This is a genomic window from Nocardioides sp. NBC_00368 (assembly GCF_036090055.1).
Lineage (GTDB): Bacteria > Actinomycetota > Actinomycetes > Propionibacteriales > Nocardioidaceae > Nocardioides.
Genome location: NZ_CP107970.1, coordinates 5,301,093 through 5,314,372 on the forward strand (window position 1 = coordinate 5,301,093; position 13,280 = coordinate 5,314,372).

At 70.0% G+C, this 13,280-nt stretch carries 18 protein-coding genes; 12 read left to right on the top strand and 6 right to left on the bottom strand.

Going from position 1 to position 13,280, the window contains the following annotated elements; translation table 11 throughout:
* Window positions 1–36 precede the first annotated feature (36 nt).
* A complete protein-coding gene (locus tag OG984_RS25325; RefSeq protein ID WP_328528915.1) occupies window positions 37–654 on the top strand; it encodes a hypothetical protein in 618 nt (205 codons plus the stop codon).
* On the opposite strand, the gene OG984_RS25330 is transcribed toward OG984_RS25325, so the two are convergent.
* Window positions 651–1,490 carry an RDD family protein gene (locus tag OG984_RS25330; RefSeq protein ID WP_328528916.1) on the bottom strand — a complete coding sequence of 280 codons (840 nt, stop codon included), beginning with the start codon at window positions 1,488–1,490 and terminating at the stop codon, window positions 651–653. The genes OG984_RS25325 and OG984_RS25330 overlap by 4 nt on opposite strands.
* Window positions 1,491–1,513: 23 nt before the next feature.
* Here OG984_RS25330 and OG984_RS25335 point away from each other — a divergent pair, with 23 nt between their 5' ends.
* Window positions 1,514–2,509 (top strand): stage II sporulation protein M, encoded by a 996-nt coding sequence (locus tag OG984_RS25335; protein WP_328528917.1) that lies wholly within the window; start codon window positions 1,514–1,516, stop codon window positions 2,507–2,509.
* A gap of 3 nt (window positions 2,510–2,512) precedes the next feature.
* On the opposite strand, the gene OG984_RS25340 is transcribed toward OG984_RS25335, so the two are convergent.
* From OG984_RS25340 to OG984_RS25360, 5 genes are read right to left on the bottom strand one after another with little or no spacing between them, the layout of a single operon-like run.
* Entirely contained in the window at window positions 2,513–3,814 is a 1,302-nt protein-coding gene (locus OG984_RS25340) for a DUF58 domain-containing protein (RefSeq protein ID WP_328528918.1), read from the bottom strand.
* Window positions 3,811–4,794: an AAA family ATPase gene (locus OG984_RS25345; RefSeq protein WP_328528919.1), complete on the bottom strand. Its 984-nt coding sequence runs from the start codon at window positions 4,792–4,794 to the stop codon at window positions 3,811–3,813. Before OG984_RS25345 ends, OG984_RS25340 begins: the two co-directional genes overlap by 4 nt.
* Window positions 4,791–5,936: a DUF4350 domain-containing protein gene (locus OG984_RS25350; protein ID WP_328528920.1), complete on the bottom strand. Its 1,146-nt coding sequence runs from the start codon at window positions 5,934–5,936 to the stop codon at window positions 4,791–4,793. The genes OG984_RS25345 and OG984_RS25350 overlap by 4 nt, the downstream gene beginning before the upstream one ends.
* Complete coding sequence (locus OG984_RS25355) at window positions 5,933–6,544, bottom strand: DUF4129 domain-containing protein (RefSeq protein WP_328528921.1); 612 nt, start codon at window positions 6,542–6,544, stop codon at window positions 5,933–5,935. The genes OG984_RS25350 and OG984_RS25355 overlap by 4 nt, the downstream gene beginning before the upstream one ends.
* A complete protein-coding gene (locus OG984_RS25360) occupies window positions 6,541–7,650 on the bottom strand; it encodes a hypothetical protein (protein WP_328528922.1) in 1,110 nt (369 codons plus the stop codon). The genes OG984_RS25355 and OG984_RS25360 overlap by 4 nt, the downstream gene beginning before the upstream one ends.
* A gap of 413 nt (window positions 7,651–8,063) precedes the next feature.
* On the opposite strand from OG984_RS25360, the gene rpsJ reads away from it, so the two are divergent.
* Genes rpsJ through rpmC form a run of 10 tightly spaced genes read left to right on the top strand, consistent with a single transcriptional unit; the run spans window position 8,064 to window position 13,280 of the window.
* Complete coding sequence (rpsJ, locus tag OG984_RS25365; RefSeq protein WP_008360994.1) at window positions 8,064–8,372, top strand: 30S ribosomal protein S10; 309 nt, start codon at window positions 8,064–8,066, stop codon at window positions 8,370–8,372.
* 10 nt (window positions 8,373–8,382) lie between these two features.
* On the top strand, window positions 8,383–9,039 hold the full coding sequence (gene rplC / locus OG984_RS25370) for a 50S ribosomal protein L3 (protein ID WP_328528923.1): 657 nt from the start codon (window positions 8,383–8,385) through the stop codon (window positions 9,037–9,039).
* Between the two features lie 2 nt (window positions 9,040–9,041).
* Window positions 9,042–9,941: a 50S ribosomal protein L4, sunset domain variant gene (gene rplD, locus OG984_RS25375; RefSeq protein ID WP_328528924.1), complete on the top strand. Its 900-nt coding sequence runs from the start codon at window positions 9,042–9,044 to the stop codon at window positions 9,939–9,941.
* A complete protein-coding gene (gene rplW / locus OG984_RS25380) occupies window positions 9,938–10,234 on the top strand; it encodes a 50S ribosomal protein L23 (RefSeq protein ID WP_008360999.1) in 297 nt (98 codons plus the stop codon). Before rplD ends, rplW begins: the two co-directional genes overlap by 4 nt.
* A gap of 16 nt (window positions 10,235–10,250) precedes the next feature.
* Window positions 10,251–11,087 carry a 50S ribosomal protein L2 gene (gene rplB / locus OG984_RS25385; protein WP_008361002.1) on the top strand — a complete coding sequence of 279 codons (837 nt, stop codon included), beginning with the start codon at window positions 10,251–10,253 and terminating at the stop codon, window positions 11,085–11,087.
* 3 nt (window positions 11,088–11,090) lie between these two features.
* Window positions 11,091–11,372: a 30S ribosomal protein S19 gene (gene rpsS, locus OG984_RS25390; RefSeq protein WP_008361004.1), complete on the top strand. Its 282-nt coding sequence runs from the start codon at window positions 11,091–11,093 to the stop codon at window positions 11,370–11,372.
* The gene (gene rplV, locus OG984_RS25395) at window positions 11,369–11,788 is read left to right on the top strand and encodes a 50S ribosomal protein L22 (protein ID WP_328528925.1); all 420 of its coding nucleotides are present in this window, start codon (window positions 11,369–11,371) and stop codon (window positions 11,786–11,788) included. Before rpsS ends, rplV begins: the two co-directional genes overlap by 4 nt.
* Window positions 11,788–12,615, top strand: coding sequence for a 30S ribosomal protein S3 (gene rpsC / locus OG984_RS25400; protein ID WP_045550115.1), 828 nt, complete (start codon window positions 11,788–11,790; stop codon window positions 12,613–12,615). The genes rplV and rpsC overlap by 1 nt, the downstream gene beginning before the upstream one ends.
* A gap of 3 nt (window positions 12,616–12,618) precedes the next feature.
* Window positions 12,619–13,038: a 50S ribosomal protein L16 gene (gene rplP, locus OG984_RS25405; RefSeq protein ID WP_008361009.1), complete on the top strand. Its 420-nt coding sequence runs from the start codon at window positions 12,619–12,621 to the stop codon at window positions 13,036–13,038.
* Window positions 13,038–13,280, top strand: coding sequence for a 50S ribosomal protein L29 (rpmC, locus tag OG984_RS25410; protein WP_008361011.1), 243 nt, complete (start codon window positions 13,038–13,040; stop codon window positions 13,278–13,280). Before rplP ends, rpmC begins: the two co-directional genes overlap by 1 nt.

Sequence of the window (13,280 nt, forward strand, 5' to 3'; positions counted from 1 at the left end):
CTGATCTGTGGGCTCGGAGCCGTCAGGATCGACGCCATGAAGTTGTACGCCGACACACCCTCACGCCGCGTTGCCCAGCTCTTCGCCGACCTGCTGACAGTGGCCTGGATCGTCGGTTGGGTTCTCCTCGGGAAGCTCGTCCACGAGCTGATCTCGGCCCTGGCCGTGCCCGGTCAGAAGATGGACGAGGCCGGCACCTCGCTCTCGGAGAAGATGCTCGAGGCGGCCGGCCGGGTCGATGACCTGCCGCTCGTGAAGGACGGCATCGCCGCCCCGTTCGAGGGTGCCGCGAAGGCCGCCGACCAGCTCCGGGCGGCGGGGGAGGCGCAGGTCGACGCCGTCGCCGGCATCGCGATCGGGCTGGCGATCGCGGTCGTGGTCTTCCCGGTGCTGATGTGGCTGATGGTCTATGTCCCGCTCCGGTGGCGGTTCATCCGCACCGCGACCTCGACCCAGCGGTTCCTGGAAGCGGGCACCGGTGCCGATCTGGTCGCCCTGCGGGCGATGTCGACCCAGCCGCTGCACAAGCTGGTCAAGATCAGCGACGACCCCGTCAAGGCGTGGCGCGACGGTGACGCCGATGTCGTGGCGAAGCTGGCCGAGCTGGAACTGAGGGCCATCGGGCTCAGCGCCAAGCGGCTCAAGGGCTCCTAGCGTGCGGTGAGGCGCGCCCGGAGCTCCTCGTCGCGGGCCAACCGGGCCGTGTCGCGATCGCGCCGGGTGGCGAGCACTGCGGCCAGATAGGCCTCCGGCGGCGTGCCCGGGGGAGGGCCGGGGGCGACGTACTCCTGCACGTGGGTCGCCAGGCGCTCGGCCAGCGCGTGGCGGCGGACCGGGTCGGTGTGGGTGCCGACCTCGCCGGACAGGAATCGCCGCACCGCCAGGGACAGACCGACCGGGATGGTGGCGACGTCCGCGCGGGAGGCCCAGGCGGCGAGCGGCGGGGGCATCTGGATCGGTGCCGGGGGGCGCAGCGGCACCCGCACCCGGATCACGTACGTCCCGGCCGCGATGTCGCCGAGGCGCTTGCCACGCGGGTGGATCATCGCGGTGAGGAAGGCCGCGGCGCCACTGGTGCCGTAGATCTCGATGACGCCGACCAGGGCGCGCACGAAGGCATGGTGGAAGCTGATCGCGCCGCCGTCGTCGCGCACCGTGCGCAGGCCGAGTGCGAGCTTGCCGAGCGAGCGGCCGCGGGTGAGCGTCTCGATGACCGTCGGGAAGACCAGCAGGACCGAGGCGGTGGCCGCGATGTAGGCGGCCCAGGCGAGCGCCTCGTCGGTCGCCGGGGCGGCGGTCATGAAGACGAACAGCGTCACGATGAGCAGCGCGGTCACCACGAGCACGTCGATGAGGCCCGACAGCAGCCGCATCCCCAGGCCGGCCGCCGGGAGGTCGAGGGCCACCGCGTCTCCGGTGATCAGGTCGTCCTCGGTGAGCAGCGCCCGCTCTTGGGGGCGCTGCTCGGGCGATTGCGGCGCGGGGGTCATGGCGGTCAGCGTACGCTGCGGGCGTGGATCTCGACGCGTATCTGGCTGCGACAGCGGCCGACCGGACCCGGCTCGAGCAGCTGCTGGCCGAACGCCGGCTGAGTGGTGCCCAGGCCGACGAGCTGGTCGAGCTCTATCAGCGGGTGAGCACCCAGCTGTCGGTGGTCCGCAGCAACGCGCCCGACCCGACCGTCGTCCAACATCTGTCGGTGCTGCTGGCCGCGGCCCGCAACCGCACCACCGGCACCCGGACCAGCACCTGGTCGGGCTTCCTGCGATTCTTCACCCACCGGTTCCCGGCGGCGCTCTACCGGCTTCGGTGGTGGTGGCTGGGGATGATGGTGGCCAACGTGGTCGTCACGGCGGTGATGATCTGGTGGCTGCTGCGTCACCCGGAGGTCGAGCAGTCGCTGCTCGGGCCGGAGCAGATCAAGCAGCTGGTCGAGCACGACATCGAGGGCTACTACAGCGAGCACGCCGCCTCGTCGTTCGCCACCCAGGTCTGGGTCAACAACGTCTGGGTCTCGTTCATCTGCATCGCCCTGGGCGTGCTCGGGCTGCCGGTGATCTACTCGATGTTCCAGAACATCTCCAACCTGGCGATCATCGGCACCCTGATGCACCGCCACGACCGCGGCGGCCTGTTCTGGGGCCTGATCCTGCCCCACGGGCTGCTCGAGCTCACCGCCGTCTTCGTCGCCGGCGCCGTCGGCCTGCGGATCTTCTGGTCCTGGATCGACCCCGGTTCCCTGACCCGTGGTCAGTCGATGGCCCGGGAGGGCCGCACCGCCGGCGGCATCGCCCTCGGTCTCATCGTCGTGCTGCTGATCTCCGGCATCATCGAAGCCTTCGTCACCCCCTCGCCCCTGCCCACCTGGGCTCGCGTCGGCATCGGCATCCTCGCCGAGCTCGCGTTCTTCGCGTACGTCTTCATCGTCGGCCGCGCCGCCGCCTCCCGCGGGGAGACCGGCGACATCGACGAGCGCCTCCTCGAGGACCGCGTCGCAACCCAGGCCTAGCTTCTAGAGCTGACCGGTGGCCTTGAGCTGCAGGTAGTGGTCGGCGAGAGCGGGCGGGAGGGACTCGGCGTCGGCGTCGACGATGTCGACGCCGAGGGTGCGGAGCATGGCGGCGGTGTGGTCGCGGCGGCGGAGGGTCTGCTCGGCGGCGGCCGCGGCGTAGACGTCGTCGAGGGTGTCGCGGGAGGCGGCGGTGGCCTCGAGCTCGGGGTCGCGGACGGAGGCGAGGACGACGCGGTGGTGCTGGGTCAGGACCGGGAGGACGGGGAGGAGCGACTCCTCGATCGCGTGCGGGTCGAGAGGGGTCAGCAGGACCACGAGCGCGCGGTGGCGGCCGAGGCCCGCGACCGCGCCGGCGAGGTTGGACCAGTCCGCCTCGGCGATGACCGGCTCGAGGTCGGCCATCGCCTCCTGCAGCCGCTGGGTGACGTCGCGCTGGCCGGCGAGGCGGACCCGGGAGCGTACGCGCAGATCGCCGGCGACGAAGTCGATCCGGTCGCCGGCCCGGGAGGCGATGGCGGCGAGCAGGAGGCCGGCATCCATCGCCGAGTCGAGCCGAGGCACCCCGCCGCCGGCGCCCTCGACCCGGGCGGCCGAGGTGCGGGACGTGTCGAGCACCAGCACCACGCGGCGGTCCCGCTCGGGCTGCCAGGTGCGGACCACGACGGTGCGGGAGCGGGCGGTGGTGCGCCAGTCGATGGAGCGTACGTCGTCACCGCGGACGTACTCCCGCAGCGAGTCGAACTCGGTCCCCTGCCCGCGCACCCGGACCGCGGCCCGGCCGTCGAGCTCGCGCAGCCGCTGAAGACGGGACGGGAGGTGCTTGCGGGACTCGAAGGCGGGCAGCACCCGCACCGAGCCCGCCACCGGGATGGTGCGCTGCCGGGCGCCGAGACCGAGCGGCCCGAAGGCACGCACCGTCACGCCCAGCGCACGCAGGTCACCGCGGCGGCGCGGCCGCAGCGGCGTACGCAGACGGGTGCTGTCGCCGCGGCCGAGCCGGATCCGGTGGCGGTTCGCAGTGGCGCCGGCGGTGGGCTGCCAGGCATCCCGTACCAGCGCTCGGACACGCCGGGCAGGGGAGCGGACCAGGAGCTCCGAGGTCGTCGACTCGCCCAGCCGGATCCCGCCCAGGCGCACCCGGTTGATCTCGAGGGTCGCCGGCTTCGGCGCCAGGAGCACGTCGAGGAGCGCCAGCACCACGACGAGGAGGACCCAGAGCGCGGCCGTGCTCGCAGCAGGCCGCAGCACGACCGGGACGATGCCGGCCAGCATCAGCAGCGGGACGCGCCAGGTGATCGTCATCGCGGGACGGGGACGGCCCCGATGGCGGAGCTCAGGACCTGGCTCACCTGGACGCCCTCGAGCTCGGCCTCGGGGCGCAGCGCCAGCCGGTGGGCGAGGGTGGCGTGAGCCAACGACTTCACGTCGTCAGGGGTGACGAAGTCGCGGCCGGCGAGCCAGGCCCAGGCGCGTGCGGAGCGGAGCAGCGCGGTGGCGCCGCGCGGGGAGACCCCGGCCGACAGCGACGGGGACTCCCGGGTCGCCCGGGCGATGTCGACGATGTAGCCGGTGACCTCGGGGGAGACCTGGACCGTGGTGACGTGCTGCCGGGCGGCCTCGATGTCGGCGCCGGAGGCCACCGGACGGACCCCGGCACCGGCGACGTCGCGCGGGTCGAAGCCGGAGGCGTGCCGGGTGAGGATCTGCACCTCGTCGGCGCGCTCGGGCACCGGCAGGACCACCTTCAGCAGGAACCGGTCCAGCTGCGCCTCGGGGAGCGGGTAGACACCCTCGTACTCGATCGGGTTCTGGGTCGCGGCCACCAGGAACGGGCGGGGCAGGTCGCGGGTGACGCCGTCGACCGAGACCCGACCCTCCTCCATCGCCTCGAGCAGTGCCGACTGGGTCTTCGGTGGTGTGCGGTTGATCTCGTCGGCGAGGAGCAGGTTGGTGAAGACCGGCCCCTCCCGGAAGGTCAGCGAGCCGTGGGTCGACTCGACGACCATCGACCCGGTGATGTCGCCGGGCATCAGGTCGGGGGTGAACTGCACCCGGCGGGTCTCGACCGACAGAGCGGCGGACAGCGATCGCACCAGCAGGGTCTTGGCGGTGCCGGGCACGCCCTCCATGAGCACGTGCCCGCCACAGACCAGGGCGACCAGCAGTCCGGAGACCGCGGCGTCCTGCCCGACGACCGCCTTGGCGACCTCGGCCCGGACCGCGGTGAGCCGCTCCCGTGCGCCGTCGGGCGACACGGAGGGTATGGTCTCGGATTGGGTCATGGGTGTCGTACCTCTTCCTCAAGGGCCGCCAGCGCTCCGGCCAGCGTGATCAGGTCTTGGTCGTTGGTGATCGGGGCATCGGTGAGCAGCGCGGAGACCTCGAGGTCGGGCCGTCCGGTGCGGTGGGAGACGGCGCGTACGACGGCTTCCGGGGTGGCCTCCCGCCCCAGCCGCAACCGCCGGGCGAGGCGGGTGCGGGCGGCGTGTCGCAACATCGTCGCGGCGTGGGTGCGATCGCCGGAGCGGCGGTAGAGCCGGCCCAGGCTGCGCGTGGTCTCCCCGGCGCGCACGTGAACCGGCAGCGGCTCGACCGCCAGCGGACCGAGCCGTCGCCCGCGGGCGATGGCGAAGGCGATCACCGCGAGCAGCAGGAGCCACAGGGCCGGGTTGATCCAGCGCGGCAACAACGAAGAGGGCGAGTGGCCCTCGTCGGGGGCGAGGTCGTCCATGGAGGGGATGTACCAGACCAGGTGGTCGCTCTCACCGAGCAGCCGCAGCGCCACCGCCGCGTTGTCCGCCCGCAGGATCTGGTCGTTGGTCAGCGCCTGAGGGGCACCCCAGACGGTCAGCCCCTCCGCGGGCGCGAGCACGGCCCCGCCCTCGTGCGGGAAGCACGAGCCGGCGTCGTACGCAGTGACCGCATCGGCATGGACGCTGAGCCCGTCCCAGCGCGGATCGTCGCAGTCGGCCTCGACCGTCTCGGACGTCTGGGCGACCGCGTAGGGGATGCCCAGCATCGCCGACACGTAGGGCGCGGGCTCGGCCAGGATCAGGTCGCCGGCGTCGTCGGTGCGCTCGCGCAGCCGGGAGGCGGTGTTCTCGCCGAGCGCGTCGGTGCCGGTGACGAAGACGGTCGTGTCCGCCTCGATCCCGGTGTCGTCGAGAGCCTCGGAGGAGCGCACGATGTCGACCTCGACGCCGTGGTCCTCGAGCACCCGCACCAGCGCCCGGGTGCCGTCGGGGTCGGGGCTCTCGGGGTCGTAGGGGGCAAAGGACTCCCCGCCCTTCGGAGCCGCGAGGTACGCCAGCACGACCGCGATCACGAAGGCCACCGCCACGATCAGCCACGGTCGGTTCCGGAGGAACCAGCCCCGCAGTCGACCGGTCGACCCGGCCGATGGTTCCGCGGTCTGCGTGCTCATCGCGCCACCGCCAGCTCCTGCTCGAGGTCGAGCACGCCCTCGGCCTGCTCGCGCGTGGCGGGATGGTGGCCGTAGAGCACCTCGTTGAAGAGCTCCGCCGCCTTCCCGGCGCGGCCCTCGAGCGACATCTCCCGCTCCAGGCCCGCGGCGACCTCGGCGGCGGTGAGGCCCGGGTCCTCGGCGAGCCGGCCGCGCTCGACCTGACGCCTGGCCAGCGCCCGGAACCCGTCGATGACGGCCGTGCCATGATCCCCCGAGGCGTACGCACCCTCGGCCCGAGCCCGCAGCGCAGCAGCGGAGAGCGACTCGTCGGTGAGGACGTCGCCGTTGCGGTCGCGGGCGACCCGGGGGCTGCGGCGGGCACGCGAGACCAGCAGGCCGAGCCCGACGAGGATCGCCGCGAAGACGACCATCGCGGCGACGGTCTGCGCCCAGGGCACGTCATCGGCCGAGGGGAGTCCGCCGGAGACGGTGCGCTCGATCCAGCGCATGATCCGCTCGATGAGGTCGAGGTCGTGATACTCGGGCCCGGCCAGCTCGCGCCGGAGCCAGGAGCGACCCTCCTCCGGCGTCGGCGCCAGGGGAGGGGTCTGTTGGAGGAGGATCATCGGCTCAGCAGCCCGGCCTGCTCCATCAGCTCGACCTCGTAGGACTCCTTGCGGATGCGCTGGTCGAGATACTGCAGGTTGGTCACGGCGCCGGTGAACGGGGTCGCGATCGCAGCGGCCACCACCGTCGAGATGGCGGTGCCGGCGATGGTCGCCAGGAAGTAGAGGTCCGGCACGGCGATCCCGACGATGCTGGAGACCAGGCTGATCGGGAAGCCGACGATCTGGGAGGCGAACCCGGCGATGATCGCGGTGAGCAGCCAGATCCCGAGGAGACGCCAGAACTGGCGCGCCGAGAGCTGCCAGGCGCGGCGGACCGCGCCGACGACGCCGGTGTGCTCGAGCATCAGCGCGGGGATCGCGAGCAGGTAGAACCGCACCGAGACGAAGATCGAGGCGACGATCAGGAGCAGGAACATCAGGACGCCGACCAGGATGGCCGGCACCGGGTTGTCGACCATGATGGCGAGCGCCACGACGGGGACCGCGGCCAGCGCGAACATCACCAGGTAGAGGAGAAGGAACAACACCGCCAGCCCGATCAGGCGCCAGCGGTTGCCGTGGGTGGCCGCCCAGGCCTGGCCGAGGGTGAGCTTCTTGCCGATCGCGGCCGCGTGGGCGACGTGGGAGATCATCCCCGACACCAGGATCGTGCCGAAGGCCTGCAGGACCGTGCCGAGGAGCAGCGAGCCGAACGCGGCCACCATCCCCACGATCTCGGAGTTGCCTGGCTCCCAGTTCGGGTCCTCGAGCGAGGCCCCGAATCCTTCGAGACTGTCCCCGGTGGCGGTGATCGCCCCGGTCACGACCAGCGGGAGAGCCATCGCGACCGCCGCCACGAGGACAGACGCGCCGACCGTGGCACCGGGGTTGAAGCGTACGAGCCGGAAGGCGCCGTCGAGCATGTCGCCGAGGCCGAGCGGCCGCAGCGGGATCGCTCCAGGCTTGTGGGCCGGCGGCAGCGGCTGCGCCCACCCCGGCTGAGGCAGCGGCTGCGCCCACGCCGGCTGATTCTGTACCGGCTGGCCCGGCGGGGGAGGGCTGGACGGTGCACCAGCCCCCTGTTGAGGTTGCTCACCCGGTGGGGGTGGCCACACTCCTGACATCCTGATGCTCCTCGTCGCGACGGCCGGCGATCTCGCTCGGTTGGGGGCATCCTCTCAGAGCGACCCAGGCGACATCGTTGATTTGGAGCCACCTGCGTACGCGTGACAAGATTCTCTGGTTGCTCCAGTGAATGTGCGCTGGGGTGCGCACACCTTGACTACTGAATCGCGTCACCTGAGCAGGCTGATCAGCCTGTCCGGATGTGGTCTGTGGTCGCCGTGTGCCCATCCCGAAGGCGTGGTTCCAGTGAAGCTGATGGTGAAAGTCCCGTCGAGATATCGGCGTTCGCTTGTGGAAAATAAGCGACACGCCCGACCGCGGGGGTCGGAGCCAGAGGTGAGCAACCGGGCCGACTCAGCCGGAGGAAGCCTGTAGCACGCGGCACGCTGACCAAGAAGGACGAGAGAGACAGATGGCGGGACAGAAGATCCGCATCAGGCTCAAGGCCTATGACCACGAGGTGATCGACACCTCGGCGCGAAAGATCGTGGACACGGTCACCCGTACGGGTGCCAAGGTCGCCGGCCCGGTGCCGCTGCCGACCGAGAAGAACGTGTACTGCGTCATCCGCTCGCCCCACAAGTACAAGGACTCGCGCGAGCACTTCGAGATGCGCACCCACAAGCGCCTCATCGACATCATCGACCCGACCCCGAAGACTGTTGACTCCCTCATGCGGCTCGACCTGCCTGCTGGTGTCGACATCGAGATCAAGCTCTGAGGTTGACGACATGACGATCGAACGCAACGTGAAGGGTCTCCTGGGCACCAAGCTCGGCATGACCCAGCTGTGGGACGAGAACAACGTCGTCGTCCCCGTGACCGTCATCGCGGCGAACACCAACGTCGTGACCCAGGTCCGCACTCCCGAGGTCGACGGCTACAACGCCGTGCAGATCGGCTACGGCGAGATCGACGGCCGCAAGGTGAACAAGCCGGGCGCCGGCCAGTTCGAGAAGGCCGGCACCACGCCGCGCCGCCACCTGGCCGAGATCCGCACCGCCGACGCCGCGTCCTACGCCGCCGGCCAGGAGCTCTCCGTCGACACCTTCGCCGTGGGCGAGGAGATCGACGTGACGGGCACCTCGAAGGGTAAGGGTTTCGCGGGCACCATGAAGCGCCACGGCTTTGCCGGTGTCAGCGCTTCGCACGGTGCTCACCGCAACCACCGCAAGCCGGGATCGATCGGCGCGTGCGCCACCCCGGGTCGCGTGTTCAAGGGCGTCCGCATGGCCGGTCACATGGGTACTGACACCGTCACCACCCAGAACCTGACCGTGCACGCCGTCGACACCGAGAAGGGCCTCATCCTGGTCAAGGGCGCCATTCCTGGCCCCAAGGGTGGCCTCGTGGTCCTCCGCTCGGCTGCTAAGAAGCTGGAGGCCTGATCATGGCTATCAAGACCGTCAAGGTCGACTTCCCGGCTGAGATCTTCGATGTTGAGCTCAACATCCCGCTGATCCACCAGGTCGTCGTCGCGCAGCAGGCCGCTGCGCGCCAGGGCACGCACGCCACCAAGACCCGCGGCGAGGTCCGCGGTGGTGGCCGCAAGCCCTACAAGCAGAAGGGCACCGGTCGCGCCCGCCAGGGTTCGACCCGCGCGCCGCAGTTCGCCGGTGGTGGCACCGTCCACGGCCCGCAGCCGCGTGACTACAGCCAGCGCACCCCCAAGAAGATGAAGGCCGCCGCCCTCCGCGGTGCCCTCTCCGACCGGGCTCGCGCCGGCCAGATCCACGTGGCCGAGTTCGCCCTCGAGGCGCCCTCGACCAAGACCGCGCTGACCGCCCTCAAGGCGATCTCCGACGCGAAGCGCTTCCTCGTGGTGCTGGACCGTTCCGAGTCCGTCGCCGCGCTGAGCCTGCGCAACGCGCCCGAGGTGCACCTGCTCTGGGCCGACCAGCTCAACACCTACGACGTCCTCGTCTCCGACGACGTGGTCTTCTCCAAGCCGGCCTACGAGATCTTCGTCTCGGGCAAGCCGGTCGTCGCCGCCAAGGAGACCGTCACCATCGGTGAGGTCGAGAAGGACGCGGCCAAGAAGCCCGCCGCCGAGCCCACCAAGGAGATCGACCTTCCCGAGGGTGCAGTCGCGCCGCTCGAGGACGGTTCCGCTCCGGAGGGCTACGACATCAAGGGCAACGTCAAGGGCAAGGACAAGAAGTTCCACGCTCCGGGCGGCCGTTGGTACGAGTCCACCAAGGCGGAGTTCTACTTCAAGTCCGCCGAGGACGCCATCGCCGCAGGCTTCGTCGAGGCCGGCAAGAAGAAGGCTGAGGAGGCTGACAAGTGAGCACGCTGCACTACGACCCCCGCGACATCCTGATCGCGCCGGTGGTCTCCGAGAAGAGCTACGGCCTCCTCGACCAGAACAAGTACACCTTCATCGTTCGCCCCGACGCGAACAAGACCGAGATCAAGATCGCGGTCGAGAAGGTGTTCGACGTCAAGGTGACCTCGGTCAACACGATCAACCGCAAGGGCAAGGCCCGTCGTACGCGTTACGGCCTGGGCAAGCGCCCCGACACCAAGCGCGCGATCGTCTCCCTGGCTGAGGGCGACCGCATCGACATCTTCGGCGCGTGAGAAGGACTGACTGAACATGGCTATTCGTAAGTACAAGCCGACCACCCCGGGCCGTCGTGGCTCGTCGGTGGCCGACTTCGCCGAGATCACTCGGACCACGCCCGAGAAGTCGCTGACCAAGCCCCTCCCCAAGAAGGGCGGCCGCAACAACCAGGGTCGCGTGACCACGCGTCACCAGGGTGGCGGTCACAAGCGTGCGTACCGGATCATCGACTTCCGTCGCTACGACAAGGACGGCGTGCCGGCCAAGGTCGCTCACATCGAGTACGACCCGAACCGCACCGCCCGTATCGCCCTGCTGCACTACTTCGACGGCGAGAAGCGCTACATCCTCGCTCCCGTCGGCGTGAGCCAGGGCACCGTCGTGGAGTCCGGCCCGACCGCTGACATCAAGCCCGGCAACAACCTGCCGCTGCGCAACATCCCGGTTGGTACCACCATCCACAATGTTGAGCTGCGTCCGGGTGGCGGCGCGAAGATCGCCCGCTCCGCCGGCATGAGCGCCCAGCTGGTCGCTCGCGAGGGCTCCAAGGCCACGCTGCGTATGCCTTCGGGTGAGATGCGCTTCGTCGACGTGCGCTGCCGCGCCACCGTCGGCGAGGTCGGCAACGCCGAGCAGTCCAACATCAACTGGGGTAAGGCCGGCCGCATGCGGTGGAAGGGCGTTCGCCCGACCGTCCGTGGTGTCGTCATGAACCCGGTCGACCACCCGCACGGTGGTGGTGAGGGTAAGACCTCTGGTGGCCGTCACCCGGTCAGCCCCTGGGGTAAGCCCGAGGGCCGCACGCGCAAGCGCAAGGCCTCTGACTCGCAGATCATCCGCCGCCGTAAGAGCGGGAAGGGTAGGAAGTAAGCAATGCCTCGCAGCCTGAAGAAGGGCCCCTTCATCGACGATCACCTTCAGAAGAAGGTCGACGCCGAGAACGAGAAGGGCACCCACAACGTCATCAAGACCTGGTCGCGCCGGTCGATGATCGTGCCCGAGATGATCGGTCACACCATCGCCGTGCACGACGGTCGCAAGCACGTCCCGGTCTTCGTGTCCGACTCCATGGTCGGTCACAAGCTGGGCGAGTTCGCCCCGACCCGCACTTTCAAGGGTCACATCAAGGACGACCGGAAGGGACGCCGTCGATGAGCACCACCGAGCGTGTGCGCGTAAGCGCCCGCCGCGACTCCCTGCTCGGCGACCAGCCGGGCGCCTTCGCGAGTGCCCGCTTCGTGCGGATCACCCCGCTGAAGGCGCGCCGGGTCGTCGACCTGGTCCGCGGCCTGCCTGTCGACGAGGCCCTGTCCCTGCTGCAGTTCGCGCCGCAGGCAGCCTCCGAGACTGTCTACAAGGTTCTCGAGAGCGCCATCGCCAACGCGGTGTCGACCGAGGGTCTGGACCGTGACGACCTCGTCGTCTCGGTCGCCATGGTCGACGAAGGTCCGACCATGAAGCGCTGGCGTCCCCGCGCCCAGGGCCGTGCGACCCGCATCAACAAGCGGACCTCGCACATCACCCTGGCCGTGCAGCCGGCCGACGTCGTCGAGAAGGGCGGTAAGAAGTAATGGGTCAGAAGATCAACCCGAACGGCTTCCGCCTGGGCATCTCGACCGACCACAAGTCGCGTTGGTACGCCGACAAGCAGTACAAGGAGTACGTCGGCGAGGACGTCAAGATCCGCAAGCTGCTCAGCAAGGGCATGGAGCGGGCCGGCATCGCCAAGGTCGAGATCGAGCGCACCCGTGACCGCGTTCGTGTGGACATCCACACCGCGCGTCCGGGCATCGTCATCGGCCGCCGTGGCGCCGAGGCCGACCGCCTCCGCACCGAGCTCGAGAAGCTCACCGGCAAGCAGGTCCAGCTGAACATCCTCGAGGTCAAGAACCCCGAGGTCGACGCTCAGCTGGTCGCCCAGGGTGTCGCCGAGCAGCTCAGCGGTCGCGTGCAGTTCCGCCGCGCGATGCGCAAGGCCATGCAGACCACCATGCGCTCCGGTGCCAAGGGCATCCGGATCCAGTGCTCGGGTCGTCTGAACGGTGCCGAGATGTCGCGTACGGAGTTCTACCGCGAGGGCCGCGTCCCGCTGCACACGCTGCGTGCCGACATCGACTACGGCTTCTACGAGGCCCGCACGACCTTCGGCCGCATCGGCGTGAAGGTCTGGATCTACAAGGGTGAGGTCTCCGGCTCGCGCGCCGAGCGTCAGGCCGCCCAGGCCGCCCGTGCGGGCGTCCCGGGTCGCGGTGGCAACGACCGTCGCGGTGGCCGCGGCGACCGTCCGTCGCGTGGCTCCCGTGGGGACCGCCCTAACCGCGCCGACCGCGCGGCGAAGACTGAGGCGCCGGCTGCCGCTGAGGCTCCCGCCGCCGAGACCACGACCCAGGAGGGCTGACCCATGCTGATGCCCCGTCGAGTCAAGCACCGCAAGCAGCACCACCCCAAGCGCACCGGCGTGGCCAAGGGTGGCACGAAGCTGGCCTTCGGTGACTACGGCATCCAGGCGATCGAGGGTCACTACGTGACCAACCGCCAGATCGAGGCGGCGCGTATCGCGATGACTCGCCACATCAAGCGAGGCGGCAAGGTGTGGATCAACATCTACCCCGACGTCCCGCTGACCAAGAAGCCTGCCGAGACCCGCATGGGTTCCGGTAAGGGTTCCCCCGAGTGGTGGGTCGCCAACGTCAAGCCGGGCCGAGTCATGTTCGAGCTCTCCGGTGTCGACGAGAACACGGCTCGCGAGGCCATGCGCCGCGCGATCCACAAGCTGCCCATGAAGTGCCGTTTCATCACGCGAGAGGCTGGTGAGTTCTGATGGCTAACTCCCTGCAGGCGTTCGAGCTGGACGAGCTCACCGACGTCGACCTCGAGGCGAAGCTGCGCGAGGCGAAGGAGGAGCTGTTCAACCTCCGGTTCCAGGCGGCCACCGGCCAGCTGGAGAGCCACGGTCGGCTCCGCACCGTCAAGAAGGACATCGCCCGGATCTACACCGTGGTGCGCGAGCGCGAGCTCGGCATCCGCGTGGCCCCGGGCACCGAGACCACCGAGGAGGCCTGA

Bases quoted from the DNA above. Each gene is read 5' to 3' on its own strand.
- rpsJ (WP_008360994.1), top strand. From the start codon at position 8,064: ATGGCGGGACAGAAGATCCGCATCAGGCTCAAGGCCTATGACCACGAG.
- OG984_RS25355 (WP_328528921.1), bottom strand. From the start codon at position 6,544: ATGATCCTCCTCCAACAGACCCCTCCCCTGGCGCCGACGCCGGAGGAG.
- rplP (WP_008361009.1), top strand. From the start codon at position 12,619: ATGCTGATGCCCCGTCGAGTCAAGCACCGCAAGCAGCACCACCCCAAG.
- OG984_RS25360 (WP_328528922.1), bottom strand. From the start codon at position 7,650: ATGTCAGGAGTGTGGCCACCCCCACCGGGTGAGCAACCTCAACAGGGG.
- OG984_RS25330 (WP_328528916.1), bottom strand. From the start codon at position 1,490: ATGACCCCCGCGCCGCAATCGCCCGAGCAGCGCCCCCAAGAGCGGGCG.
- rplD (WP_328528924.1), top strand. From the start codon at position 9,042: ATGGCTATCAAGACCGTCAAGGTCGACTTCCCGGCTGAGATCTTCGAT.
- OG984_RS25345 (WP_328528919.1), bottom strand. From the start codon at position 4,794: ATGACCCAATCCGAGACCATACCCTCCGTGTCGCCCGACGGCGCACGG.
- OG984_RS25325 (WP_328528915.1), top strand. From the start codon at position 37: ATGAAGTTGTACGCCGACACACCCTCACGCCGCGTTGCCCAGCTCTTC.
- rplV (WP_328528925.1), top strand. From the start codon at position 11,369: ATGAGCACCACCGAGCGTGTGCGCGTAAGCGCCCGCCGCGACTCCCTG.
- rpsC (WP_045550115.1), top strand. From the start codon at position 11,788: ATGGGTCAGAAGATCAACCCGAACGGCTTCCGCCTGGGCATCTCGACC.
- rplC (WP_328528923.1), top strand. From the start codon at position 8,383: ATGACGATCGAACGCAACGTGAAGGGTCTCCTGGGCACCAAGCTCGGC.
- OG984_RS25340 (WP_328528918.1), bottom strand. From the start codon at position 3,814: ATGACGATCACCTGGCGCGTCCCGCTGCTGATGCTGGCCGGCATCGTC.
- rplB (WP_008361002.1), top strand. From the start codon at position 10,251: ATGGCTATTCGTAAGTACAAGCCGACCACCCCGGGCCGTCGTGGCTCG.
- rpmC (WP_008361011.1), top strand. From the start codon at position 13,038: ATGGCTAACTCCCTGCAGGCGTTCGAGCTGGACGAGCTCACCGACGTC.
- rpsS (WP_008361004.1), top strand. From the start codon at position 11,091: ATGCCTCGCAGCCTGAAGAAGGGCCCCTTCATCGACGATCACCTTCAG.
- OG984_RS25350 (WP_328528920.1), bottom strand. From the start codon at position 5,936: ATGAGCACGCAGACCGCGGAACCATCGGCCGGGTCGACCGGTCGACTG.